The organism is Pseudothermotoga sp. U03pept (assembly GCF_051235805.1).
Lineage (GTDB): Bacteria > Thermotogota > Thermotogae > Thermotogales > DSM-5069 > Pseudothermotoga_B.
In genome coordinates, this window is record NZ_JBPNXV010000001.1 from 838,981 (window position 1) to 865,256 (window position 26,276).

Annotated in this window: 22 protein-coding genes and 1 pseudogene; 15 read left to right on the top strand and 8 right to left on the bottom strand. The window is 43.1% G+C overall.

The genetic code is table 11. The features are described 5' to 3' along the window. The first annotated feature begins 5 nt into the window (after positions 1 to 5). The 3 genes from rmuC to ACSFC1_RS04155 all read left to right on the top strand — a co-directional run bounded on the left by rmuC (position 6) and on the right by ACSFC1_RS04155 (position 2,623). Positions 6 to 1,184 (top strand): DNA recombination protein RmuC, encoded by a 1,179-nt coding sequence (rmuC, locus tag ACSFC1_RS04145; RefSeq protein WP_435564860.1) that lies wholly within the window; start codon positions 6 to 8, stop codon positions 1,182 to 1,184. A 111-nt stretch (positions 1,185 to 1,295) separates the two neighbouring features. Next, positions 1,296 to 2,261: a cytochrome b5 domain-containing protein gene (locus ACSFC1_RS04150; RefSeq protein ID WP_435564861.1), complete on the top strand. Its 966-nt coding sequence runs from the start codon at positions 1,296 to 1,298 to the stop codon at positions 2,259 to 2,261. Then, positions 2,258 to 2,623 carry a hypothetical protein gene (locus tag ACSFC1_RS04155; RefSeq protein ID WP_435564862.1) on the top strand — a complete coding sequence of 122 codons (366 nt, stop codon included), beginning with the start codon at positions 2,258 to 2,260 and terminating at the stop codon, positions 2,621 to 2,623. The genes ACSFC1_RS04150 and ACSFC1_RS04155 overlap by 4 nt, the downstream gene beginning before the upstream one ends. A 384-nt stretch (positions 2,624 to 3,007) precedes the next feature. Here ACSFC1_RS04155 and ACSFC1_RS04160 read toward each other — a convergent pair whose 3' ends face one another. Beyond that, positions 3,008 to 3,988: a Rieske 2Fe-2S domain-containing protein gene (locus ACSFC1_RS04160; RefSeq protein WP_435564863.1), complete on the bottom strand. Its 981-nt coding sequence runs from the start codon at positions 3,986 to 3,988 to the stop codon at positions 3,008 to 3,010. Positions 3,989 to 4,447: 459 nt separating this feature from the next. Between ACSFC1_RS04160 and ACSFC1_RS04165 the strand changes: the two genes are divergently transcribed. From ACSFC1_RS04165 to ACSFC1_RS04220, 12 genes are all read left to right on the top strand, one after another. Next, positions 4,448 to 5,581, top strand: coding sequence for an aldo/keto reductase (locus ACSFC1_RS04165; protein ID WP_435564864.1), 1,134 nt, complete (start codon positions 4,448 to 4,450; stop codon positions 5,579 to 5,581). A gap of 251 nt (positions 5,582 to 5,832) precedes the next feature. Then, on the top strand, positions 5,833 to 6,855 hold the full coding sequence (locus tag ACSFC1_RS04170; protein WP_435564865.1) for a cobalamin B12-binding domain-containing protein: 1,023 nt from the start codon (positions 5,833 to 5,835) through the stop codon (positions 6,853 to 6,855). 5 nt (positions 6,856 to 6,860) lie between these two features. Beyond that, complete coding sequence (locus tag ACSFC1_RS04175; protein ID WP_435564866.1) at positions 6,861 to 7,835, top strand: GGDEF domain-containing protein; 975 nt, start codon at positions 6,861 to 6,863, stop codon at positions 7,833 to 7,835. Positions 7,836 to 8,189: 354 nt separating this feature from the next. Then, positions 8,190 to 9,332: an ROK family transcriptional regulator gene (locus tag ACSFC1_RS04180; protein ID WP_435564867.1), complete on the top strand. Its 1,143-nt coding sequence runs from the start codon at positions 8,190 to 8,192 to the stop codon at positions 9,330 to 9,332. A gap of 32 nt (positions 9,333 to 9,364) precedes the next feature. Next, a complete protein-coding gene (locus ACSFC1_RS04185; RefSeq protein WP_435564868.1) occupies positions 9,365 to 11,173 on the top strand; it encodes an ABC transporter substrate-binding protein in 1,809 nt (602 codons plus the stop codon). Positions 11,174 to 11,236: 63 nt separating this feature from the next. Then, positions 11,237 to 12,253: an ABC transporter permease gene (locus tag ACSFC1_RS04190; RefSeq protein WP_435564869.1), complete on the top strand. Its 1,017-nt coding sequence runs from the start codon at positions 11,237 to 11,239 to the stop codon at positions 12,251 to 12,253. Between the two features lie 2 nt (positions 12,254 to 12,255). Continuing rightward, positions 12,256 to 13,098: an ABC transporter permease gene (locus ACSFC1_RS04195; RefSeq protein WP_435564870.1), complete on the top strand. Its 843-nt coding sequence runs from the start codon at positions 12,256 to 12,258 to the stop codon at positions 13,096 to 13,098. Positions 13,099 to 13,101: 3 nt separating this feature from the next. Further along, complete coding sequence (locus tag ACSFC1_RS04200; RefSeq protein WP_435564871.1) at positions 13,102 to 14,094, top strand: ABC transporter ATP-binding protein; 993 nt, start codon at positions 13,102 to 13,104, stop codon at positions 14,092 to 14,094. After that, on the top strand, positions 14,091 to 14,897 hold the full coding sequence (locus ACSFC1_RS04205) for an ABC transporter ATP-binding protein (RefSeq protein ID WP_435564872.1): 807 nt from the start codon (positions 14,091 to 14,093) through the stop codon (positions 14,895 to 14,897). The genes ACSFC1_RS04200 and ACSFC1_RS04205 overlap by 4 nt, the downstream gene beginning before the upstream one ends. 1 nt (position 14,898) lies before the next feature. Further along, complete coding sequence (locus ACSFC1_RS04210; protein WP_435564873.1) at positions 14,899 to 15,099, top strand: TM0026 family membrane protein; 201 nt, start codon at positions 14,899 to 14,901, stop codon at positions 15,097 to 15,099. Beyond that, positions 15,083 to 17,248 carry a glycoside hydrolase family 3 C-terminal domain-containing protein gene (locus ACSFC1_RS04215; protein ID WP_435564874.1) on the top strand — a complete coding sequence of 722 codons (2,166 nt, stop codon included), beginning with the start codon at positions 15,083 to 15,085 and terminating at the stop codon, positions 17,246 to 17,248. Before ACSFC1_RS04210 ends, ACSFC1_RS04215 begins: the two co-directional genes overlap by 17 nt. Before the next feature lie 124 nt (positions 17,249 to 17,372). After that, a complete protein-coding gene (locus ACSFC1_RS04220; protein WP_435564875.1) occupies positions 17,373 to 18,587 on the top strand; it encodes a M48 family metallopeptidase in 1,215 nt (404 codons plus the stop codon). On the opposite strand, the gene ACSFC1_RS04225 is transcribed toward ACSFC1_RS04220, so the two are convergent. The 7 genes and pseudogenes from ACSFC1_RS04225 to ACSFC1_RS04255 all read right to left on the bottom strand — a co-directional run. Continuing rightward, a complete protein-coding gene (locus ACSFC1_RS04225) occupies positions 18,574 to 20,223 on the bottom strand; it encodes an adenine deaminase C-terminal domain-containing protein (RefSeq protein WP_435564876.1) in 1,650 nt (549 codons plus the stop codon). The genes ACSFC1_RS04220 and ACSFC1_RS04225 overlap by 14 nt on opposite strands. Then, on the bottom strand, positions 20,193 to 20,954 hold the full coding sequence (locus ACSFC1_RS04230; protein WP_435564877.1) for a nucleoside phosphorylase: 762 nt from the start codon (positions 20,952 to 20,954) through the stop codon (positions 20,193 to 20,195). The genes ACSFC1_RS04225 and ACSFC1_RS04230 overlap by 31 nt, the downstream gene beginning before the upstream one ends. A 2-nt stretch (positions 20,955 to 20,956) precedes the next feature. Continuing rightward, complete coding sequence (locus ACSFC1_RS04235) at positions 20,957 to 22,015, bottom strand: ABC transporter ATP-binding protein (protein ID WP_435564878.1); 1,059 nt, start codon at positions 22,013 to 22,015, stop codon at positions 20,957 to 20,959. A gap of 10 nt (positions 22,016 to 22,025) precedes the next feature. Next, positions 22,026 to 22,805, bottom strand: coding sequence for an ABC transporter permease (locus tag ACSFC1_RS04240; protein ID WP_435564879.1), 780 nt, complete (start codon positions 22,803 to 22,805; stop codon positions 22,026 to 22,028). Then, positions 22,802 to 23,620 (bottom strand): ABC transporter permease, encoded by an 819-nt coding sequence (locus tag ACSFC1_RS04245; RefSeq protein ID WP_435564880.1) that lies wholly within the window; start codon positions 23,618 to 23,620, stop codon positions 22,802 to 22,804. The genes ACSFC1_RS04240 and ACSFC1_RS04245 overlap by 4 nt, the downstream gene beginning before the upstream one ends. A 1-nt stretch (position 23,621) precedes the next feature. Further along, positions 23,622 to 24,641 carry an ABC transporter substrate-binding protein gene (locus ACSFC1_RS04250; protein ID WP_435564881.1) on the bottom strand — a complete coding sequence of 340 codons (1,020 nt, stop codon included), beginning with the start codon at positions 24,639 to 24,641 and terminating at the stop codon, positions 23,622 to 23,624. A gap of 527 nt (positions 24,642 to 25,168) precedes the next feature. Further along, positions 25,169 to 26,107 (bottom strand): annotated as a pseudogene (locus ACSFC1_RS04255) (alpha-glucosidase AglA); the annotation flags it as partial. Between the last annotated feature and the right edge of the window lie 169 nt (positions 26,108 to 26,276).

Sequence of the window (26,276 nt, forward strand, 5' to 3'; positions counted from 1 at the left end):
TCGAGGTGCTTGTGCTGTTTCTGACTGGCTTGTTTGTTGGCGTAATTGTTGGTTACTACATGGGTGTTATGAGATTTCGCGGTGACCGAACGAGCATTGATGAGTCGATCAAAAATCTGAACGAAAGGATCAACTACCTTGTTTCACAGCAAGGCGCTCTGTCTTCATCACTTGGAACTCTGAGCGGACTTTCAAATTTGGTGAGCGAACTCAAAGCGAGATACGAGGAAATGAAGGAAGCCGAGAAAAAGTTAAGCCTGGAAAGAGACAGAAGGCTCGAAGAGTTCGTCGAAAACATGAGAAAGATCTTCGAAGAAGTGTCAAACAAGACTTTGAAAATCGACGAAGAGAAGGAAAAGAGAATTGTAGAACTGGTTGAACAGATGAAACGTTTTTCCGACGAACAACAAGCCACGATCGAGAGATTTCTCCTGCAACAGGGACAAACAAGAGAAGAGATCGAAAGAAAAAGAGATGCAGAGCTGAAAGATATGAGACGAATCATCGAAGGCTTTGTACACACGGTCTCTGGCACAAAAAGTCGTGGGCAAGTGGGTGAAATGCTCCTAAGTGAGGCACTGAGTGAGTCGATCAAGGTCGGTACAGTTGTGAAAGACCTTCCAATTGGCTCGATGGTTGTGGAGTTTGCTTGGAAGTTGGGCGATGGAAGGTATATTCCCATAGACTCGAAACTGCCAGATCTCTCAAGTCTCTTACAAGAATTTGAGGAATCCTTAGAGCAAAAAGATCGTGAGCAAAAGAAAAAAGAGATAATTCAAAAGATTCAGCGCGAAGTTGAGAATGTGAAGAAATATCAAAACCAGCCCAACACAATTGATTGTTGCATAATGGTAGTCCCCTCTGCGGTGTTAGAAATGGCACCAGAACTGGCAGCCTTTGCAAAAAAACAGAATGTCTTTTTGTGCACTCATAAAGAGATCTTTGCTGTCGCTCATTACTTGGAGGCAAGACACATCACAACGCAGCAAGACGAAGCGGGCAGATACAAGCATCTGGTTCAAACGTTGCTGAATATATTCGAGCAGATCGAGCAGAAATCTAACTCCCTCGAACGAGCAGTCAAACAAATGACGAATGCCAATAGTGAAATCAGAACTTTGGTAGCTCAAGCAAGAATATCTGCAGGTACGCAACAGGAAAGAGAAGTATCTGAACAGAAATGAGATGAAAGTTCAATTGCGCAGCTTTTTGGTTCGTATTTTGCATAACTGTTACGTATCTTTGATGTACTGACGTGTTCACATCTTGTAAAATAAAATTCAGGAGGTGCATCTATGACAAGAATTTCATTTCTGGTTATCTTATCATTGTTTGCGATCGCAATATTCGGCTTAGATCTTGCAAGCTTTGATCTTAATAGTTTCAAAGGCGAGTTCCCGCTGATAAGTTTACAAAAACTTTTGCAGACAGATGAGTTTGTTTCTGTTGATGGAGTCGTCTACAGAATAAGTGCACCGAAGAAATTCCTGACGAGCAAAGAGGTAGATCAGAAATTACTGGTTGAGCAGAACTTTGTTGGAGTTCTTGCCATAACTATCGATGAACTGGCAACCTTCACAGGAAAGGATAAACCTGCACTCGTTGCCGCAAACGGGGTTGTCTACGATGTCTCTGCTTCGAAGCAGTGGTCTGGTGGTAAACACAGAAATCTGCACAACGCTGGTGAAGAACTCACGTATGAACTTTTAAAAGACTCTCCACACGGGGTTAGAAAGCTTGGCAATGTCAAGCCGTATGGAGTTCTCGTCTTCACACCGGAGCAACTCGCCAAATACAACGGCAGAAGCGGAGCAAAGTCGTATGCGTCTGTTTTTGGTGTCGTTTACGATATGAGCTATTCGAAGAGGGTTTCAAACGGCGTTCACTACAACTATCCTATGGGCAATGAACTTACTTTTGAAATCTTACAGATGCCCAACCACACAACGATGCTTTCGAGAGTCTACGCTATAGGACTCTTGGTCTTCACCGAAGACAGTCTCGTGAAGTTTGATGGAAAGACTTTCAAGACTTTTGGCAAAGATCTTTTCAAAGCCTTCATTAAGGTTGGCAGCATCGTTTATGACGTGACAGACAAACCAGATTGGAGAGAAAAACTTAATCTGGAAGAGAGTGCTTTACCTGGTAGGGATTACACCTTTCAGTTTGAATGCGAACTTGAAGGCAGCTGTACTCACGATCACCCAGATTCAGATGTATTGAAATCCTTCGATATAGTTGGTTTTGAGTTGGTAAAATGAACATGTACAAAGTATTTGCTTGGATAAGCGTTGCCTTGTTGTTTTACAATTTTTCACTCTTTCCACTGCGCAGAATTTTGAAACGGTACAAAGCTGCCCAAAAGTTTCTTATCTTTGGATCTAAGCTGCATCGATTTACAGGTTTTGCTCTGTTAATCACAGGTGCATTACATGGTTATCTTGTACTCGGGCAAATAGCTCTGCACACCGGCTGGTTGCTCTGGACCGGTGTGCTTTTGCTCTCTGTCTACTATCTGCTCAGAAAGTATTTAAAGAAGAAATGGATATTGCTCCACAGATTCACAGATTTCTTCGTAGTAGGCTGGTTTTTCGTACACTTTTTCTTTCCATGGCTGCTTTGATTTAAAGAAACTTCTCTGCTGAAGTGCCGCTACAAAGCTTTGCCCTACTTGCAGAGACAACTTACTCGTCTTCTGAGGCTTTTGTATTGCAAACCGAGCGAAAAAGTTCGCCCAGTTTTGTTCAGTACACTTCCTCACACAACCAAGAGACACAGAGCAAAGAAAACTTCAAAATTGCAGATATTACCACATAAGAACACCGGCGAGCTAAGAATGTGGAAAAAACACTGTTATCAGCGACACGATTTTCACGCTGAGCAGTTTCTTGTTGAATGTTAGAAGATTCGGCGTACTTTCAGCAAAGTTTACAAATTCCAGGTTCCCATAAGTTGTTCAACATCATTATGAGTATTGCGTGGACAAAGTGAAAAAAGCTGGCGGAAACTATCTTTCCTTCGTTACCGATGACCTACCGTAGAAAAACTCAGCAAAGTTCTTCTCTTTGAAGAACCTTTTCCTGAATTCTGTTATCGGAAGATCTCCTTGTACTAACATGTCTCTTCTTATGTCGTGTTCTTGTGTTTCGACAACCCTTTTGTCTTGGTGCAGCACTTTCTTGTTGAAAGGCATACCCGTCGTGGCGATTAGCTTGTCAAGCCATTTTATCTTTGTTGCACGCACATAAAAGCGTAGGTATATCATGGTCTTTGATTCATCAACAGGAACAAAGAAAGCGACAACTCTTATAGAGTTTGTTATGTGGTTCTGCCACGTGTTTGGGAAGATAAACTCAAGATAGACCCTCGAAAGATCAATGTTTAGTTCTTCAGGTTTCTTAACTTTTTGTCCATTGTCGATCTCGTTGAAAACATAGAAGAAAAACTCATTCTCATCTATCCACTTCACAACGGGACCGTTTACGAGTGTTCTGTTGCCTCTTCCTATGGTTGTTTTGTGAATAAAGGGAAGGTGCATGACGTCGAGTTGATTCTCTACCGCCCTTGGGTAAGGAACCCTCCAAAGCTCTTTAAACTCTGCGTAAGCAAAGTTTTCATCAATATCGTCGAAGAACCTTGGTTCACCTTGCAGATTGTTCTCTCCAACCCAAAGCCATATCATTCCTGCTTTTTCGGTGACGGTGTAAGCCTCTATGGCAAAACGCTCTTCAACCTGGTGGTTTCTTCCCAAAGCAGGTATGAGTTTCACTCTGCCTGTCCCATCGTACTCAAAACCATGAAAAGGACACTGAATCCTGCCGTTCACCACTTCTCCAGCCGAGAGCCTGGCTTTCCTGTGTACACACAGATCTTTTACTGCGTTTAACTTCCCAGTTGTATCTCGCCAAAACACAATTTCCTTACCCAATCGAACAACACCTACCGGTCTTGCCGAAACCTCCTTAGACGAAGCAACCGCCAACCACACAGTTTCCCTCCTAACGGGTGCTTAGTATTTGCTTTTTCATTTGATAAAATAATTCAAATGATAGACCAAAAGTCTCAACGATCCTGCCCAACATCCAGAGCTGTGTGGGTTAGCCTGCAGACCAACTCCTCAAGATCCCATGTCTTTGTAGGCTGAGGACTCTTCTCACAAATACACCTCTGTTTCCGTGATCCTACGTCGATAAGTCTATTCTATCATGCACAAGCAGCTTCAAATGTTAGTATTGCTCAAGAATGAAATAAAACAAGAGATTGCCAAGAATTTATACCTCATAAATGAGCTATCATCCATCTTTCACAACTGAGCAATGATTCTAAGAAATTCTGCTTTTGTTTTCTATGAGTTGCACACAACGGGCTTTCTTACAAAGATTATTGTTCATCTTAACTGGCTGAATTTGGTAAAATCAAAGACGGATCTGTCCTGGGAGGTGAGTTAATGCAATACAGAAAATTTGGAAAGACCCAAATAAGTACCTCAGTGCTGGGCTTTGGTGCGATGAGACTGCCTGTGATGAACAACGATGATTCTCAGATCGATGAAGAGATGGCTGTGGAAATGATCAGATACTCAATAGACCACGGGGTTAACTACGTTGACACTGCTTATCCATACCACAGGGGAATGAGTGAAGTATTAGTCGGCAAAGCGTTGAAAGACGGTTACCGAGACAATGTTTTTCTTGCAACGAAATCTCCTGTGTGGCATGTTGAGAAGCACGAAGACTTTGAAAGATTTCTCGATGAACAACTGGAAAAGCTTCAAACCGATCACATCGACATGTATCTCATGCACGCCTTGAACAAAGAAAGATGGGAAAAGATAAAGTCTTTGAAATTCTTTGATTTTTTTGACAAAGCCAAAACAAGTGGAAAGGTCAGATTTGCTGGTTTTTCCTTTCATGACAGTTACCCCACCTTCAAGAAAATCGTAGACGAATACAATGAATGGGACTTCTGCCAGATTCAGCTCAACTACATGGACATAAACTACCAAGCAGGATTGAGGGGCTTAGAATATGCTTCTTCGAAAGGTCTTGCCGTCGTGATAATGGAACCACTCAAGGGCGGAAAACTTGCAAAGCTGCCAGACAGGGCGATGAAGATTCTTTCAAAGAATGAAAAGAATTGGTCTGCGGTGGAATGGAGTTTCAGATGGCTTTCACACTTTCCACAGGTTTCGGTGATACTGAGCGGAATGAGCACCTTTGAACAGGTGAAAGAGAACATCGAGATAGCAGATCGCATGACACCGAACAATCTTTCAAAAACTGATTTAGAACTAATAGAACAGCTGAGAACCAGTTTGGAATCCTTCGCGGTGATCAACTGTACAGAGTGTGGTTACTGCATGCCTTGCCCACACGGCGTGAACATTCCAGGCAACTTCAGACTGTACAACGAGACTATCATGTTTGAAAACTTACAGCTAATGAAGGGGGAATACAACTGGTACAAAAGTCAAAGAATGTCAGCAAACTTCTGCACAGAGTGTGGTCAATGTTTGAGTAAGTGTCCGCAGAAGCTGCAGATTCCAGATCTTCTAAAAAAGGTCAACGGTACGTTGGGTTAACCTCTATAGACATCTAAAGTGGACAGCTCAAAGCAGATGTGGTGAAAGTAGAACCTGCGCAGAAGAATGACTGTAAGGTTAAACTGAATCTTTCAAAAGCACATTCGATTTCTTCTCTGTGAGTTATCTGGCAAGATGAAGATATCTGTTATGATACAGTTGAAGATCTTCAATTAAGAATCTTACATTCGCTGAGTCTATGTACCAATACATATGGCAGCAAAAATTTGTTGATAGGGGGGTAGGTGATATTGTTCAACAAATGGGGTTCATACGTCCCTGAAATATCTGAACGTGCTCTCACTGAACTACAGAACAACTTCACCCGGTACTTTCACAATCTTTCTGAAAAAGGCGTTGAAAAATGTAGGCAAGATCTTGAGTATCACACTCTTTTTCTGCTCAGCTCCCTCTCACTCAACTCGAAGCCACTTTTCATGGATTACTGTAAATGGGTGAGAGATTTGTTTCTGAACATAGGCGTTTCAATCGACAGCTTTGTGGACAGCTTGAACTGTATTGTTGAAGCGATCGACACGGTGCTTGGCAAAGAAGTTGCAAACAAGGCGAGAGAATATTTAGAATCTGGAATTCAGATGCTACAGAAAATAGAGACAACACAAGACACTGTCAATCCTTTGAAGAGCTATGTAGATGAATACGTTGATCATCTGCTTAATGGAAGAAGAGTGGAGGCACTGAATCTAATAAGAAAATTGCTCTCGAGTGGAACAGATGTTAGAGACATATACATATGGATTTTTCGGGAAGCCCTTTACAAGGTGGGGCTGCTTTGGCAGTTTGGAAAAATAACTGTAGCTCACGAACATTTCTTCACTGCGTCCACTCAGTTGATAATGTCACAATTGTATCCTTATGTTTTCAGCAAGAAGTCCCAAGGTGGTCCGGTTGTAGTGGCTGCTTGCGCAAGTGGTGAACTACACGAGATAGGTATAAGAATGATCTGCGATCTGCTGGAAATGGAAGGCTTCGACACGCACTATCTGGGTGCAAACACACCAGCAGAGAGTATTGTAAAGTTTGCAGAGCAGAACAAAGCGCATGCTATATTACTCTCAGTTACGGTGACCTACCACCTTGGCACGTTGAAGGAGATGATAAATATCATCAGAAGCGATCTGAATCTGAAAGGTGTGAAAATCATAGTTGGTGGAAGACCCTTTTCTATAGACAGGACGATCTACAGGGCTGTTGAGGCAGACGAATGTGCATCGGAAGTAGATGAGGTTAAACGAATTGTACTGTCAGGGTGATGATCGTGAGAAAAAGCATATTTTCGATAACCTCAGAAGGATTGTTATTGAACGTCATTGCGGACGATTTTGAGCTTTTCCCATTGATTAAAGATGGAAAGATAGCATCTGTTGTGGAGCCGAATTCCTTAACAAGATTTTTCAAGTTTCTGGCAGATCTGAGAAAGAACGAAATCGAGGTCAACTGGGATATAAATCTTCTCATCAACAACTATCCTGCGGAGTTCGTGATGACTGGTGTGAAGGTGCGTAACGATGATGTTTTTGTGCTGATTGTAACTCAAGCGCTCACTGAGTTGAGCAGAATATACGAAGAATTGCTCAGAATAGACAACGAACAAATCAACCAGCTCAGAGACATTATGAAGAAGTACTTCCAAGATAGAAGAAGCAATGAGAATTTGTATCTACAGCTTCTGGATGAAATGGCTAAGCTCAACAACGAACTTATCAATGTTCAACGTGAACTCTCTAAGAAAAACACAGAATTGGAACAGTTAAAGAGAAAGTTAGAAGAAATGGTGATTAGAGATGAACTAACCAAACTCTACAACAGAAGGGCATTCAATGACATTATCTCGAGAGAATATGCAAAAGCAAAAAGATTTGACATTCCTCTGACGTTGGTCTTCATGGACTTGAACAACTTTAAATTGATCAACGATGCGCAGGGTCACGAAGCAGGGGACAAATTGCTGATTAATTTTTCCGAACTCCTTCTGGCGAACACACGGGCAAACGTAGACTATGTCTTCAGATTCGGTGGTGACGAGTTTATACTGCTACTCGTTGGTTCTAACGCAAAAGATGCAGAAAAAATCATGCAGAGAATAAACGAAAAAGTCGAAGAATTGAACGATATAGTTACTGCCGCGTATGGAATTGTCGAAGTTCACACGGAAAATCAGCTTCTAATAGAGGAACTGATCGAAAAAGCAGATCGACTGATGTATGAAAACAAGAAAAAAATGAAAAGTTGAATTGAATGTGATGCACAGGGGAAAATTAAGGCCATCTTAGCTCAGGTATTCTGAAATACCTGTCATGTGAAAAGAGAACCCATCGCATCTGTGTTCGAATTTCTGGCAAACAGCCCTTTTGGTCAAATCTTTGATAAACAGAATACACATATGCACCAGAATTGTAATTCTTTGTAATATGGTGTAAATCTATGTTTCTCACAGAAACAGTGAGATTTCGCCACATAATAGCTTCCTGATTGTCAATAATCTTGTTTTATCAGTAAAATTTTTGGTAATTTGAACTTGAACTGATAGTTTCAGTAATGTATGATTTATTTCTGAGAAAGATATTTTATGTTGGGGGCGTTCTTGGTGCACAGCAAATTAAATCCTGTGTCTATGAAAAGAGAAAACAAGAGAATGATTCTAAGGTACCTGGTAGAAAAAGGACAGAGTAGCAGAGTAGAGATTGCTCAACACACAAAGCTTGCCCAGAGCGCAATATGGAGAATAATAGGCGAACTCACGAGCGATGGTCTAATAGAAAACAGAGGCTTTTCCACTGGAAAGAGAAGAAAACCCGTTATATATGCTCCTGCAAGATCTTTCATCACTTCAGTGATATACAACGTCGAAGTCTTGGAAACCCTTGTTGCGGTAGGTTTTTTGGATGGATCATGGAAGCTCATTGAAAGATTTCCAACACCTTCCGGCTTTGAACTATTCAAAGAAAAGGTGATGAAATCTTTTGAAAACATCGCGATGAACCACACTTTTAGAGAAAACATCACAAAGGTCGTCTTTTCGCTACCAGGTATGGTCAATTATGAAAAAAAGATCTTGATCTACGCTCCAAATTTGAAATGGAAGAACATAGATTTTAAAAAGACCTTTGAAGATCTCAAGTTAGAAGTCTTCGTGGAAAACGATGCCAATCTTTCGTTGATGGCTGAACAGTTTTTCTCAAGGGATGTGAAGAGATCAAAAGTTGCATTTTTTCTCTACTTCGGGGAAGGAATAGGTGGAGCAATTTCCGTGAACGGAAGCATCGTCAGAGGAAAAAACTCTGCTGCAGGTGAAATAGGACATGTTACATTGGATGGAAACAACAGCGAAGTAGAAAGATTTCTTTCTGTTGTGAGGCTCGTTGACAAAGCACGGATTTGGGTTGGAAGTGGAGAGAACTCCCTTCGTGAAAAATTCCAGCACCTGAGGCGTCTCTGGTTCAGTGGACAAGACGATGTAAGAAAGGTACTGCAAGATTATCTGCACCATGTTGCGATTGTTCTGAGAAACATAATTTATCTTTTGAACCCTGACGTTATCGTCTTAGGAGGATTGATAAACGATATATACGAGACCTTTGGTTCACACATAACGAGAGAGCTGGAGATGAACATGCAAAAAGAAATAATGGCAGAGATTCTAATAAGAGATTCTATCTTCAAAGAAGTTCCACCATCTCTCGTAGGAGGGAATATTTTGGTCATTGAGGATTTTCTAAGAACTCTATAGGGGCTTCACCATAACCATAGGGAGGTGCTGTTATGAGGCGATTGTTTGTGTTTCTGGTTTTGGCTTTAGCCATCTCTTTGATCGCGCAGGCAACCATCCCAAGAGAAGAAACGGTGTACATCGCGGGTGCTCTTTGGGGACCGGCAACGACATGGAACCTCTATGCACCACAATCCACCTGGGGTACTGACCAGTTCCTCTTCATACCTGCGTTCCAGTACGACCTTGGAAGAGACGCATGGATTCCGTTCATCGCACAAAAATATGAATTCATCGACGACAAGACCGTGAGGATTCACATCAGGGCTGAGGCAAAGTGGAGTGATGGTCAACCGATCACAGCGGAAGACTTTGTGTACGCTTTGGAACTGTCGAAGAAACTGAGCATAGGACCAGGTGTTGGATGGGATAATTACGTCGAGTACGTGAAGGCTGTGGAAACAAAGGTTGTCGAATTCAAAGCAAGAGTGGACGCACTGAACTACTACCAATTTCTCTCTTACTCGCTCGGGGCTCAACCGATGCCAAAGCATGTCTACTCAAAATTTGAGATAGGAGCTATCAAGGACTGGATCAACGACGTGCCTGCAGAGCAGGTTGTTTCAGGTCCTTACAAACTCTACTACTACGATCCAAATATCGTGATCTACCAGAGAATTGACAACTGGTGGGGTAAGGACATCTTCGGACTACCGAGACCTAAGTACATCGCACACGTGATCTACAAAGACAATCCGAGTGCAAGCTTGGCAGTGGAGCAAGGAGACGTAGACTGGGCTGGATTGTTCATTCCGAGTGTTTGGGAACTTTGGGAAAAGAGGAAGCTGCCCATCGGCACTTGGTACAAGGAAAAACCTTACTACCTGCCTGACGGTGTTGGATTTGTCTATGTGAACAACACCAAGCCAGGGCTCTCTGATCCTGCTGTTAGAAAAGCTATCGCTCATGCAATACCATACGATGAGATGCTGGTAAAGGCGTATTTCGGTTACGGCAGCCAAGCACATCCTTCGTTGGTGATAGATCTCTTTGAACCCAACAAACAATACATAAATTACGATCTCGCCAAGAAGACTTGGGGTACGAGCGACGGAAGAATACCGCTTGATCTTGAAAAAGCAAAGAAGATTCTCGAAGATGCAGGATACAAACTTGGAAAAGATGGAATCAGGGTTGGTTCAGACGGTAAGAAACTTGGTCCATACACTATATCGGTTCCTTACGGATGGACAGACTGGATGATGATGTGTGAGATGATCGCCAAGAACTTGAAGAACATAGGCATCGATGTTGTCACAGAATTTCCAGATTACTCAGTCTGGGCAGACAGAATGACCAAAGGAACCTTTGATCTGATCATCTCTTGGAGTGTTGGTCCAAGCTTTGACCACCCGTTCAACATCTACAGATTCGTGCTCGACAAGAGACTTTCTGCACCAGTGGGTGAAGTGACCTGGGCGGGAGACTGGGAAAGATACGACAATGATGAAATCGCTGAACTCTTGGACAAGACTGTTTCGACGCTCGATCCAGAGGTTAGGAAGAACGCTTACTTTAGAATCCAAGAGATCATCTACAGAGATATGCCAAGTGTTCCTGCATTCTTCACTGCACACTGGTACGAATATTCAACGAAGTACTGGATCAACTGGCCCAATCAAGATAATCCATTCTGGTTCAGACCATCTCCATGGCATGCAGACACATTGCCAACGCTGTTCTCCATTTCTGCTAAGAACAATCCACAACCCATTCCAAAATGGATAGAGACCACCAGCAAGGGTGGACTCGGTATACCCACTTCAAAGGTGTTCTCAGACCTTCAATCTGCGGCGAAGTGATCGGTCCCGGTCCCCATTTGGGGACCGGGGTTTTACAAATCCCTACAAGGAGTGAAAAGTGAAATGACTTCTAAACCGTTGTTCAAATTTCTTCTAAGGCGTTTTATCTTTCTTCTTGTAACTTACATAGTGGCGACCACTATAGTTTTCATACTTCCCAGAGCAATCCCGGGAAACCCACTTGCTCAGATTCTTTCGAATCTTTCTCGAGTTGCTCAGGCAAACCCAGAGACGATAAGGGCTGCTGAAAGAACTTTGATGAAAGAATTTGGTGTAGACAAACCCATACTTGTTCAATATGGAACATTTGTTTTGAAAGCGCTGCGGGGTGATCTTGGAACTTCTATAACATACTACCCTCGAAAGGTGATCGATCTTGTTGTTCCGGTGATACCCTGGACGTTGCTTCTCCTTCTGCCCGCCACACTGGTTGCATGGATACTCGGTAACAGCCTTGGGGCATTGGCTGCTTACAAGAGAAATACGTGGATAGATAAAGGTGTTTTGACGACTTCCCTGGTCGCTTCTCAGATACCTTACTATTGGCTTGGAATGATATTCATATTTTTGTTCGGTGTGAGACTTGGATGGCTTCCCACTCAGGGTGCGTACTCTTTGGGAACCATACCCAATCTGAGTTGGGGATTTTTCTTGAATGCTTTGAAACACTATGTGATGCCCTTCTCATCGATCGTGATCTCTGCCATGGGTGGCTGGGCTATTGGCATGAGAGTGATGGTTGTCTATGAGCTTGGAAGCGATTACGCATTGTTTTCAGAATACTCTGGCATGAAAGACAAGAGAATCTTCAGATATGCCTTCAGAAATTCACTCTTGCCCCAGATAACGGGACTTGCCTTGAGCTTGGGAGGAATTCTTGGAGGTGCCTTGATTACCGAGATTGTTTTCAACTACCCAGGAACGGGTTTTCTGCTTTTCAAAGCACTGACAACGCTTGATTATCCCATGATACAAGGAATATTCGTCATTCTCATTGCTTCGATCTATTTGGCAAATTTCATCGTGGACTTTCTGTATGCGCTGATAGACCCAAGAATAAGACTGGGACAGGAGGAATGACTATGTTCTCGATAATGATAAGACCACTTTTTAAGAATAGAAAATTCATTATCGGCATTTCCATATTTCTTTTCTTCTTATTGTTAGGTATCTTGGGACCAATCTTCTATAAAACTGATCCTTCAGAAATGAGCTGGGATTACGAACAGCCACCTTCAGCTAAGCATCTGTTGGGTACGGACACCTACGGCAGAGATGTTTTGGCACAACTTTTTCACGGTATTAGATCTTCACTGTACATTGGTTTTCTCGCTGCTATTATTTCGTTGATCATCGGGACAGTGGTCGGCAGTTTGTCTGCAGTGAAAAGAGGCATAGTTGACGATACACTTATGGCTATGACAAACATCGTTTTGACAACACCATCAATTCTGATCGCCATACTCATCGCAAGCTATTTGAGAATAAGAAGTATGGAGATCGTGGCTGTCATTTTGGGACTCTTCCAATGGCCTTGGTTTGCGAGAGCAATCAGGGCTCAATTGATGAGTGTTATGTCCAGAGAATATGTTTACCTTTCGATCATGGCTGGCTATTCAGACATAAGACTCGTGATAGAAGATCTCCTCCCAACGATCGCCACCTATGCTTTCATGTCCTTCGTGCTTTTCATAAATGGAGGAATAATGGGTGAAGCTGGGTTGAGTTTGATAGGACTTGGTCCAACTCGAGGTATTTCCTTGGGACTGATGTTGCAGTGGGCAGTGCTCATGGAAGCTGTTAGAAGAGGACTGTGGTGGTGGTTCATTCCACCAGGAGTTGCCATCGTTGCATTAACAGCATCGCTGATGGTAATCAGCACAACAATGGATGAGGTGTTCAACCCGCGATTGAGGGAGGAATAAAGAATGAAAGAAGTACTGCTTAAAGTAGAAAATGCAAAGGCTTATTATAAACTGGAAAAAGCTTCAGTCAGAGCTGTCGATGATGTCTCCTTTGAAATATTCGAAGATGAAGTCGTTGGTGTTGTTGGTGAATCTGGTTGTGGTAAAACTACTCTTTCAAATCTCATCTTTATGAATATGTTGAAACCTCTCACCTTAGTTGAAGGAAAGGTACTTTTCAAAATCAATGGGAAATTCGAGCAAATCTCATCTCTGCCAAGAGAAGAAGTGAAAAAGAGGTTTTGGGGAACACAGATAACGATGGTACCACAGAGTGCCATGAATGCTTTGATGCCGACGATCAGAATGTCGAAGTACATTGAACACCTTGCACAATCACATGAAATTGATGTTCGAGATCTTTTAGAGAAGGCAAAGGAAAGATTTAATGAAGTTGGGTTGGATCCACTTTGGCTGCGAAGATATCCTTTTGAACTCAGTGGAGGAATGAGGCAAAGGGCGGTGATAGCCATAGCGACCATTTTGAATCCAAAACTGTTAATAGCAGATGAACCAACCTCTGCGCTCGATGTGGTCAATCAAAAGGTTTTTCTCAAAGTCTTGATGCAGCTTAAGAAGATGAGTGTAGTGAGAAGTATCGTTTTCATAACACACGATATTGCTACGATTAGGCAGATTGCAGACAGAATGATCGTGATGTACGCAGGGAAGATAGTTGAGTTCTCCGATATGGAGAGAATGTTGGTGAGACCGCTTCATCCATACGCACAAGGTTTGTTCAACTCGGTGTTGACCCCTGAACCTGAGATCAGAAAAAGAGAGATCAGTGTGATACCTGGTACACCACCAAATCTCATAAACCCACCGGGTGGATGCAGATTCCATCCAAGGTGTCCTCACGTGATGGAGATTTGCAAGGAGAAAGAACCACCCTTGGAAGAAATCGAAGAAGGCAGAAAAGTAGCGTGCTTTCTGTACTCGGAGGGAAAACTATGAGCAGACTCATCGTTGAGGATCTTACGAAAATATTCTCCTTAGGATTTTTCTCGAGAAAATATATAGAAGCAGTGAAAAATCTGTCTTTCAAGATAGAAGAAAGAGAAATCGTATCCCTTGTTGGCGAGAGTGGCTCTGGCAAAACCACCACCGCTAAGATGATACTCAGGCTCATTCCTCCTACCAAAGGAAGGATACTCTTCGAAGGCAAAGACATCTGGAAAGATCTAAAAGACCATGAAGCGATCAAAGAGTTTCGCAGAAAGGTACATGCAGTCTTTCAAGATCCCTTCGCAAGTTACAACCCATTTTACCCGGTGGAAAGAACTCTGTGGCAAGCGGTGAGACTGTTGGAAAAAAAGATCTCTAACAAGAAAGAAGCACTCGAACTGATAAAAGAATCCCTTGTCAAAGTGGGAATAGATCCAAAAGATATCCTTGGAAAATATCCTCACCAGATATCGGGTGGTCAAAAACAGAGAATCATGATAGCAAGATGCTGGATCTTAAGACCTCTTTTGATAGTGGCAGATGAACCAACCTCCATGATAGATGCTTCCTGCAGAGGAGGAATCATTCAACTGCTCGAGGAACTGAGAGAAGAACAGGGAACATCAATCATCTTCATAACCCACGATCTTGGACTTGCCTATTACGTGTCCGACAATATCTTTGTCATGAAAGACGGCAAGATCGTGGAGAGGGGGCATCCAGACAAAGTAGTGCTTGAACCAACGCATGAGTACTCAAAACTTTTGGTAGAAAGCATTCCAAAGTTGTACAGTAAATTGGAGGATTTATGATATGTTTGTACGCTCCCTTTTAGTTATTTTTGCTTGGGCTTTGGTACTTGAGTTTTTAGTTTTAACATATTACATTTGGCGAGGCACAAAGCCTGTGGAATTCTACATAAACCTTGGCTTAATGGCTTTCACGGTCTTCTTTTTGATCTTTTTCATTTTGAGAGAACGAAAGAGGAGGGATGAAGATGATAAACGTAGATGAGATCCTTTCAAAACTCACTCTGGAGGAAAAGATAAAGATTGTTGTTGGTGTGGGGATGCCGGGCTTACTCTCAAATCCTCAATCGAGAGTGGCTGGAGTGGCAGGTGAAACTCATCCTGTACCACGTTTGGGTTTACAAAGTGCCATACTTGCAGATGGTCCAGCAGGCTTACGCATAAATCCGGTGCGTGAAAACGATAAGAACACTTACTACGTAACAGCGTTTCCTGTTGCAGTCATGCTCGCGTCTACTTGGAACAGAGAGCTTTTGGAAGAAGTCGGTAAGGCGATGGGTGAGGAGGTCAGAGAGTACGGTGTGGACATCCTCTTGGCACCTGCGATGAACATTCACAGAAATCCCCTGTGCGGAAGAAATTTCGAGTACTATTCTGAAGATCCCCTACTCTCTGGAGAGATGGCTGCTGCTTTCGTGAAAGGTGTCCAATCACAGAGAGTCGGTGCGTGCCCAAAACACTTCGCGGCTAATAACCAAGAGACAAATAGGATGAGTGTAGACACGATCGTCTCTGAGAGAGCCTTGAGAGAGATATACCTTAGAGGTTTTGAGATTGCTGTGAAAAAGTCAAAACCTTGGACCATTATGAGCGCTTACAACAAATTGAACGGAACTTACTGCTCCCAAAACAGATGGCTCTTGACGAAGGTTCTGAGAGAAGAATGGGGCTTTGAGGGTTTCGTAATGACAGACTGGTACGCTGGTATTGATCCGGTCGAGCAACTCAAAGCAGGAAACGATCTCATCATGCCTGGCAAGGTGAATCAGGTGAATCCTTTCAGAAAAGACGAGATAGGTGAGATCACCGAGGCTGTGAAAGAAGGGAAACTCAGCGAGGAAGTTTTGAACGAGTGCGTGAGAAACATTTTGAAGGTGCTTGTGAATTCTCCCTCCTTCCAAAACTACAAGTACTCGAACACACCTGATCTTGAGGCTCACGCTAAGATCGCTTACAAAGCCGGCGTGGAAGGAGCCGTACTTTTGAAGAACGAAAAAGTCCTGCCTATCGATAAAGGTGCAAAGATCGCCGTCTTTGGGACAGGACAGATAGAGACCATAAAAGGTGGAACCGGAAGTGGAGACACACACCCAAGGTACACGATCTTTATCCTTGAAGCTATGAGAAAGCTGGGTTTGAAGGTAGACGAAGAACTCGCCGCTTCGTACGAAAACTACATCAAGAGAATGAGAGAAACAGAAGATTACAAACCAGTTCAGCATCCATGGGGATTTTTGGTGTATCCAAAACTTTCAGAAGATTTTCTCTCCGAGCAAGAAATCAAGAAACTCGCTCAGAGGAATGATCTTGCAGTCATCGTGATCAGCAGAATCTCAGGGGAAGGAGACGACAGAAAAGCAGTCAAAGGAGATTTCTACCTCTCCGATGATGAATTGAAACTCATTCAAAAGATCGCTGAAGAGTTCCACAAAGCCGGAAAGAAGGTCGTCGTGTTGCTGAACATCGGCAGCCCGATCGAAATGATAAGTTGGCGCGATTTTGTAGATGGAATTCTTTTAATATGGCAAGCAGGTCAAGAGACCGGTAGAATCGCTGCCGATCTTCTGACTGGAGAGGTTAATCCATCTGGAAAACTACCCACTACCTTCCCGAAAGATTATTCAGATGTACCTTCTTGGAATTTTCCAGGAGAACCAAAAGACAATCCAGATACGGTGATCTACGAAGAAGATATTTATATCGGCTACAGATACTACGACACCTTCGGAGTAGAGCCAGCTTACGAATTTGGATACGGTCTTTTTTACACGAAGTTCCAGTACAGCGATTTGAAAGTCTCTCTCGACGGTGAATCGGTCAAGATTTCCTACTCGATCACGAACATAGGTGAAAGATCAGGGAAAGAGATTTCGCAAGTTTACGTAAAATCACCAAAGGGTAAGATCGGCAAACCCTTACAGGAACTCAAAGCCTTCCACAAGACGAAGCTCTTGAACCCACAAGATCGCGAAGAAATTCTCATCGAAGTCCCATTGAGAGATCTTGCCAGTTTCGATAAAGAGGAATGGGTCTTAGAAAAAGGTGAGTATGAAGTAAGGGTGGGGGCTTCTTCTAAAGATATCAGACTGAAAGCAACGTTCGTACTTAACAAAGAAAGAAGGTTCTTGCCGTGAGGGGCGCTATGAAAGTATTTGCCCTTTTAGAACCATGAGATCGAAAGTTTACCGTTCTTGTAGTGCTCAGCCAGCCTTTTAGACCTAAGATAAAGGCTATAGGAGGCATATCGGAGGTTTGAAGATGTTCAAATGGATCTTTCTGAGTTTACTTCTTTCAAGAGTACTCTGGGAAATACTGCTTGAAGTTGTGAACCTTTTCCATTCAACAAACAGCAGTGAAATTCCTGAGTTGCTGAAAGATTGCTTTGACCAATCAGATTTCGACAGATCCAAAAGATATCTGAAAGAAAAAGTCACTCTCAAGATTATCGCAGAAGCAACCCAATTTTTCGTCGTGCTCTATTTGGTTTTACACGGGTTTACGCATCTTGAAGTGTTCTTTTCTAAATACTCGCCTTTCTTACAAGCGCTGTTCTTTTTTGGTACAACTGGTTTGATATTCTACTTGCTGAACTTGATCTTCAAGATCTATTCAACCTTTGTGATTGAAGCCAAGTACGGGTTCAACACGAGCAGCAAGAAAACCTTCGTTTTAGATCAGATCTTGACAATCATGCTTTTCATTGGCTTTGGCTTGCTGGCTGTATTCGTTCTGTTAAGGCTTTTGAGTCGCCAGATTTGGTGGTGGCAAGGATCGATTCTTGCCTTTTGTCTTCTCTTGTTCTTCTGGTTCATCCAGCCCATTTTGATAGCACCTCTGTTCTATAAGTTCTCCAAACTCGAAGACGAAGAACTCGAAAATGAAATCAGAAAACTGCTTGTAAAGACAGATATAAAGATTCCCAATATCTACAAGGTGAACGCCTCAAAAAGAACCAAAAAGCAAAATGCATACCTCACTGGTATTGGAAGATCACGCAGACTGGTGCTTTACGACACAGTCTTGAATTACCCTGAGGATGAAATCCTTGCAATCGTCGGGCATGAACTTGGGCACCATGTGAAAAAACACATTCAGAAGGACATTCTACTGTTTTCTATCTACGCAACTGTTATGTTGTACTTGGCAAATGCTGTGTACCAATACCTATTGCAAACAAGAACTTTTCAGATCCAAGAGCCTCACACCGTCTTTTTGTACTCACTCTTGTTCGTTTCCTTCGTACACTATCTCTTGCAGCCTGTCTTAAACTACATATCAAGAAAAATGGAGTTTGAAGCAGACAGATACTCCGCTCAGCTGCTTGAAAGCCCAATTCCGATGATAAGTGCACTGAAAAGACTGATCAAAGGAAATCTTTCAAATCCAAACCCATTGCCGTTATACAAGGTATGGTACTACACACATCCAGCGCCGCAGGAAAGAATAGCAAGACTGTTGATCAAAGGTTCCTGAGAAGTCTGCAAGACTCGACATCTACAATGCCAAGGTCTGAAAACTTGTAGCGAGGACTGACCGTGAGAGAAAGAACAGTTAGAAAAGTAAGAAGGTTTTTGTGGCTCGCACCGCTCTCTTTGAGCAGTTCTTCGATCTTCGTAAGATCTTTTGCAACATCTTCAACCTCTCTATCGCTTATGATTCCACCTATCTCGAGTGGCAACCTTACAAGATTGTCTCGATCGCAGTAAACCATGCCACCGCCCATCTTGAAGAGTTCTTCAACTGCTCTTTTCATGCACCAGCTGCACTTACCTACGACGAGTAAGTTGTGTGAATCGTGGGCAAAACTTGAGGCAAAAGCTCCTTTTTGCATACCAAGTCCTTTCAACAAACCCACGTGTCCTTTCAATGTTTTTCTGTGAAAAACACCGACGTTTACATAATTGCCCAAAGCAAAACCACTCTTTATCTTAACCTCTTCTTTCACAAGATCGGTAAAGGTATTGTTTTGATTCATAACAACCACATTCAGCTTTCTCACACCATCGTCAACATCTGTCAATTTGAAATCTTCTTCTGAAAGAAGCTTTGAGATGAAAAACTTCTCAAGGTAACTCTTCACAGCTTGGAATCTCAACTGAGAAAAGGGCACCCCATCGCAGTAGATCTCTGTTGGTTGTAAGCTTTCGAGATCCTCACACAAAAAGAAGCTTGCTCTCTTGCCCGGGGAAATGGCACCAAGATCTTTCAAACGAAGATAGCTTGCAGCCCTTATCGTTGCTGAGGCAATGGCGTCAAGCTTATCCCAACCATTTCTCACCGCCTCCACGACCACTTTGTTTAGGTGCCCATCGACTAACTTCGTTGGTGGCACATCGTCTGTGACCAAGAGCACACGTGATCTGTCTGGCAAGCTCATTATTGCTGTGATATTCTCTTCACTCAGGGATTTTTCTTGCATCATCACACACATACCTTTTGAGAGTTCTTCGGCAATCTTCTTCTTGTTCATCAATGTGTGGTCTGAGCCTACACCCAGAAAGATGTACTTTGAAAGTTCTTCACCAGAGAGGGTTGGACAATGTCCCTCGATCAACAAATTCTTTTCTTTTGCCACCTGAAGTATCTTCAAAAGCTTTTCATCGCCGTTCAAAAGTCCTCGATAGTCCATGACCTCTCCGAGAGCTATTACATTTTTATATCTTGCGAGTTCTTCAACATCTTCTGGTTCAATCACCGCATTCGCCGTTTCTAAGTTTTTCCGCGTGGTTGGTACACAGCTTGGGATGGCACAGTAGAAGCTCAGTGGCTGTCTTTCTGCATCTTCTATCATGAATTGAACTCCCAATCTTCCAAAGACATTTGCCATCTCGTGTGGATCTTGAAGAACAGCAACAGTACCCTCTCTGAGGGCGGCTCTTGCAAAACTTCTGCAGTTCACAAGACTGCTTTCTACGTGCATGTGTGCATCTATCAAACCAGGCACAACGTACTTGCCGCCCAGATCGATAATCTCGCAGGGTTCGTTTGTTGTTATGTCATCTTCCTCAACCAATTCAAATCTTCCACCTAAGACTGAGAACCATCCCTTGAAGATCCTCTGTCTGCAAACATCGACGATTAAACCATCTTTGAAGATCTTTCTCTGCAACTCTTATCCTCCTCGATCAATATCTGGACTGCCCTTATCGCAACGTCTATTGCCTTTTGCTCTGCCACTCTGAACAATCTCTCTTTTTCCTCCAAGGTTGGTTGTGGTTTGAGCCATATGTTGGAATCAGTCGCCAAGATTGCTCCGGTTCTAACGCGCCTCATACTCCCCAGGATGAAGAGAATTGCACATTCTTGCTCTGAAGCAACGATTCCACAATCTGTGAGAAATCTGTTTAAAGATTCATCTTGGACGTAATAAGCATCGCGTGTATAGACGATGCCGTGATAGAATGGATAACCAAGTTCTTTAAAAGCTTCTATAATGCTCAGAGTTACATCGATGTCCGCAACAGCAGGAAAAGGTGCTGGTGCGTAAGCGTGTGAGGTACCTTCCCCGCGATAAGCAGCAGTTGCCACAACAAGAGACCCAATGGGCATCTCTGGTTGACGTGAGCCCGCAGAGCCCACCCTTATAAAGGTCTTTGCACCAACTCTTATCAATTCTTCAATCGCAATCGATGCCGAAGGTCCTCCAATACCAGTGGAGCAAACGCTCACCTTCACACCATTAACAGTTCCAGTGTAAACATGATAAGCACGGTTCTTGGAGATCAGCTGAGCCTTTTCAAGTCTTTGGGCAATCTTTTCTGCGCGCGCTTCATCACCAGGTACCAAGACATACTCACCCACGTCTCCTGGCTTACAGCGTATGTGTTTTTGTAGATCCACAATCATTCCTCCTTCAGAGCAATCAGATGATCGGATGCAATGTGAACAAAGACCCGGTTAGTATCTGAAAAAGCTTTTTCTTCACTCACTTCAACAACAAACTGCTTGTCTTCGACTGAAACCATGACGGCAAGATTTTCTCCCTGAAAGAGCTTTGCGGTAATGATGCCAGGCAGTCTGTTCTCGCCATCTTGTGTTTCTATTCCTATCTTTCTCGATCTTGCCATCAAGGTCACATTATCTTCGACTTCAAGCTTAGTGGTAAATCTTGCGCGAATTAGCCTGCCTTGAACGAGCACAAATGCATGGTTCTCAAAGACCTTCTTGACAACACCGGAGGCGATTTCCTGAAAACCCATGAATCTGGCGACGAACTTGCTCTTCGGGTTGAAAAAGATCTCCTGGGGGCTATCGAGTTGTTCTATCTTTCCTTGGTTCATCACAGCCACTCTATCTGACAAGGCGATAGCCTCAGATTGATCGTGAGTTACATAGACCGTAGTGATACCTAACTCTTGTTGAATGCGTCTTATCTCGTTGCGCATTTCCAGTCTCAGATTGGCATCGAGATTAGAAAGAGGTTCATCCATGAGTAAGAGATCTGGTTCTATGACAATAGCGCGAGCGATACCAACCCTTTGTTGCTGCCCGCCAGAGAGCTGGGCTGGGAGTCTGTCTTCCAAACCCTGCAACCCAACCATCGCGATCGCGCGCTTGACTCGCCTTTCGATCTCAGTTCTTTCAAGTTTTCTCATCTTCAAACCAAAGGCAATGTTTTGAAAAACGTTCATATGCGGAAAGAGTGCATAATTTTGAAAAACTATACCCATCTTTCTCTTGTGCGCCGGTAAATGTGTGTAATCAGCTTTGTTGACGATGATTTTGCCTTCAGTCGGTGTTAGGAAACCTGCGATCAATCTTAGAGTCGTAGTCTTACCACATCCAGAAGGACCAAGCAGCGAGAGGAACTGCCCTTTTTCGACCGAAAGATTAAAATTCTTCAGAACAGCTGTGTCTTTTTGGTAACCTACGCTGATATCAACCAATTGTAGAAAACTCATCTTCATCCCCTCACAAGAGTTTCGAGATGCCAAAGGCTTTCTGTGCCAGCAAAACCACAGCAAGAGTCGCACCAATCAATAGTGTTGACAGAGCTGCTATGCTTGGGTTGTAGTAGTACTCCATGTAGGTCATCATAACGATCGGTAATGTGCTTACACCCGGACCTGTGAGAAAAAGAGAGATAGGAACGTTGTTGAAAGAAGTGATAAAGGTCAAAATAAAAGCTGAAACTATGCCAACTCTTATGTTTGGCAGAACGATCAGAAAGAAATTTCTCAGTGGTGTTGCACCTAAACTCCTTGCAGCCTCTTCTATTGAGACTGGGAAGTTCACAAGACTTGAAATAGTCGATCTCACAACGTAAGGTAAGACAATCGCCGTATGACCTATGAGCAGTGTTGTTTCAATCTTAAAAATATTGAGCAGTACAAAAAATCTGAGCAAAGCAAGACCTGCAACCATACCAGGTATTATCACAGGAAGCGTTGTTACGAGTTCGACAAAAGCCTTCATTCTGAAGTCGTATCTTGCCGTCACATACCCCACAGGTACTCCAAATAGAAGCGCCAGCAGTGAAGAGAGCATTGCCAGCCTCAAACTCAGTATGAAACTTTTTTGAAACATGGGCATCGCGATGACCTTCTTGAACCAAAAGAGTGTGAAACCCGTTGTTGGGAATCTCAAAGTCGATGTTGGCTCGAATGACGCAAAGAAGATCACCAAGAACGGTCCAAGCAGGATCAAAAGCGCAACAAATAGCATGAAAATCAACCACTTATTTGTTTTCATTTCTTAACACCAGCCTTGGTCACAATCCTTGAACCGTAGTTGACGGCAAGCGTCGTTAAAAACATCACAACGGCTATTACAGTTGCCATGTTCCAATCCAATGTCACAGAGGCTTTCTGAAAGAGTAAAGTGCTCAACATTAAAACGCGACTACCACCCAAGACTGCCGGAGTCACATAAGCAGTGATGCAACCAGTGAAGACCAGTGTGCATCCACTCACGATGCCCTCGCTCGTCAAAGGCAGATAGATCTTCGTAAAAAGATGAAAACCACTCGCGCCCAAGCTTTTCGCAGCCAACGGAACATCTTTTGGCATATTCTCCAGTGCGCTGGTCAAAGAGATTATCATCAGTGGGAGAAAGAGTTGAAGAAGCCCCAAGAAAACTGCACCCGGTGTGTACAATAGTCTAACTGGCTCGCTGGTGATTTTCAGTGAAGTCAAGAGATTGTTCACCATACCCTCTCTGCCCAGTACAGCGAGCCACGAGAAGGTCCTTGCAACAGGGTTGGTCATCTGTGGAAAGACAACCAATGTCAAAAGAAGGCTTTTTAATGAATCACTCTTGACATTCACAATTGCCGTTGCCGCTGGATATCCTATCGCAACCGATGCCGCTACAACCAAGAGTCCCATCCAAAGACTGCGAAAATAGGCAACCCTCGAGACACGCTGTGTGAAGAACTGCAAGTACTTACCAAAAACCCAGCCCTTGCCGGGCTGGTAGACACTCTCTGCAAGTACTGCCAAAAGTGGTAGTACAAAGAAAATAAAAAGAAAGATCAAAGCCGGTACCAACAAAAGATATCTCTTCATATCACTGGGCTATCAACTTGTTCCATTTATCAATCCACTTGTCGTAGTTTTCAACGATGAAGTTTGTATCGTAAAATACTAAGGATTTAATATGCTCGATACCATACGTCAGTTTCTCTGCTATTTCGGGTGGTACTACTACTTTTGTGTTCACAGGTGAATCAACAAGATCCATCGCCTCATTGTACTGCACTTGCTCACTGATCAGAAAATCGATGTACTTGTAAGCTGCATCCAAGTTCTTGGTACCCTTCACAATACTTATTACATTCAAGAAACCAAGCATTCCGTCTTCTGGAATTACCCAAGCCAGCGGCAAGCCTGTGTCAAGAAACTGCCCCCACGAGAACCTGGTCACAGGTGCCATCCAGACCTCACCCATCTTGAAAAGATTTATGAGTTCCGAAGAGGTCTTGTAGAATGTGACGACGTTCTTTGAGAGTTCACGCACTTTCTCGTAAGCAACCTTCAGTTCAGGATCATATGGGTCTGCTCCGAAGATCTTGTTGAAGTGCATCATCATTACAGGTCCTTGCGTGGTGGTAATGTCTGGGAGACTTATGTGGTTCGCCACGTCTTTTGCCCAGAAGTCTTTCCAAGAAGTAACAGGCCTTTTGATCTTGTCTGTGCGGTAGACGATCCCAAGGCTGTACACGGTATAGCCAACGCCATAATTACCCTTGATCGGGTCTTTTGCAAAATCGTAAATGTCGTTGTAGTTGCTGAGCTTTGTCACATCGATAGGTTGCAGTATACCATTTTTCACCGCAAGAGCAGCAAAATAATCTGCGAAGTGAACAACATCGATCACAGGGTTGTCTTTCTGAGAGATCAATTTTGTCAATCTGACTGAGTTGTTTCCAACCTCTCGAACGATCTCGATGCCGTATTTCTCTAAGAACGGCTTGCTGATATTTTTGTCCAAGAGATCGAGGTTGAAACCCCAGGTAGAGACGTTGAGTTTGCTGGCAAAACCTATCGATAGAAGAGCCAAACAGAGCAAAACCACTAATTTTTTCATACCAATCCCTCCCACTTGGGTTTAGTGAAATTATACTACAGCTATCTTCTTCCTTTCAAGAATTGTCTCGCAATTCTTTCTCTTTGAGCTGTTTCATCCCTTTGAAAAATCAAGATTTCTTTTTTCTCACCAACGGAACCACTTGCCCCAGATGATATAGAAGTCTCAAGAAAATACACTGGTCTTCAGATAAAGCCCTTGTCCTACAAGCAAGCTACACAAATGGAATGAACAGCATAGCAAAGCGCACGAAGAGTTTGAGAAAAAATTCAATGCCAAAGTCTTCGTAATCTTCTCAAGTGAAGAAAGAGTGCATAATCATGAGATCTTCGAAGAGATCAAAAAAGAAATAGAAAAGCTCAGGTCTAAAGGTCAATGAGAGACATCAAAAGTTGAACGATGAGACTATTCCAACGATCCTCTCAGCAGAGTTGCCATTCCCATACAAATCACAAGGATATTTAACATCTTTGTCTTCCAAAAGCAGGTCTAACAGATGCTCAGCGTCTGAAAGAAGGAATATCACGAGAAAGTGGTGTGTTTAAAATCTTCTTCAAGTCCTTGAATTTAAGAGAACTGTCCTTGGCAAAACTTTTTATCATATCAACAGCAGTTCCAAGTTCTCTGTAGAACCAATCTCTTCCAACTTCTGAATCTGGTCCACCCCATGGTTCTCCATACCAGCGTTTTTTGGTCTGAAGATCGAAATGGTAAACCCACGGTGTGTTCCTTGGAGTGTCGCCGATGGGCATTAAGCCGTAGAATTTGTACATCTCAATGGCAGCAGGGGATAACTGTAAATCAAATGGATTGGTTGGTTTCACTTCGCATGAATGCTTTTCAATCCAATCATCTAAAACCTCATAGGCGTTTTTGCCATCATATATAAACCTGTTGAGCCATATAGCATGGTTGAACCCTGCCACCTGCCAATCGAGTTTCTCAGCATCTAACCCAAGCTTTTGTGCCAAATCGAAAACACCGCGATAACCATGACAGAAGCCTACAACCTTGGTGTTGCTACACCGCGATATAAGGTTTACCCCTTCGAAAACAGGGTTTGCTACTAAAAGCAGATACGCACGTGGACAGAGTCTTTCCATGGAACGCGCCAGATCAACGAAGAACTTCAACTAGTTGAAATTGCTCAAAGTGTAATAATTCGAGACCATGTTCAGTTCCTGTGCGTCTATGCCTCTGTAGTAGCCGTACTTTTCTGAAATCTTTCTGACCTGCTCCAAATAAGCACTTCCACCCACCTGTGCGGTGTTGATGACAAAATCAGCCCCATCTAAGGCTTGTTCAAGCCGTGTTGTTTTTTCAAAAGACAGCCTCGCACCAAGTTCTTGAACGTACCTTCCTGCCAGAGCATGAACTGCATCCAATCTTTCTTCATCCACGTCCATCAAAGCAACCGTCGTTCCTTGAAGTGTAGAGATTTTGCAAAGGTCGTTGACTATATTCATCGAGAACACCGCACTTCCAGCACCAGTCACTGAGATCTTCACTCTCAACCCCCCCAGTTGCAAAGTAATTTGTTGAGATTCTACATCGGACTCATTGACCAGGTGAAATAAAATCTTGTTGATAATGAAAAGCACGCAGAGACTTTGAAAAGAGAAAGGCTTATCTTTT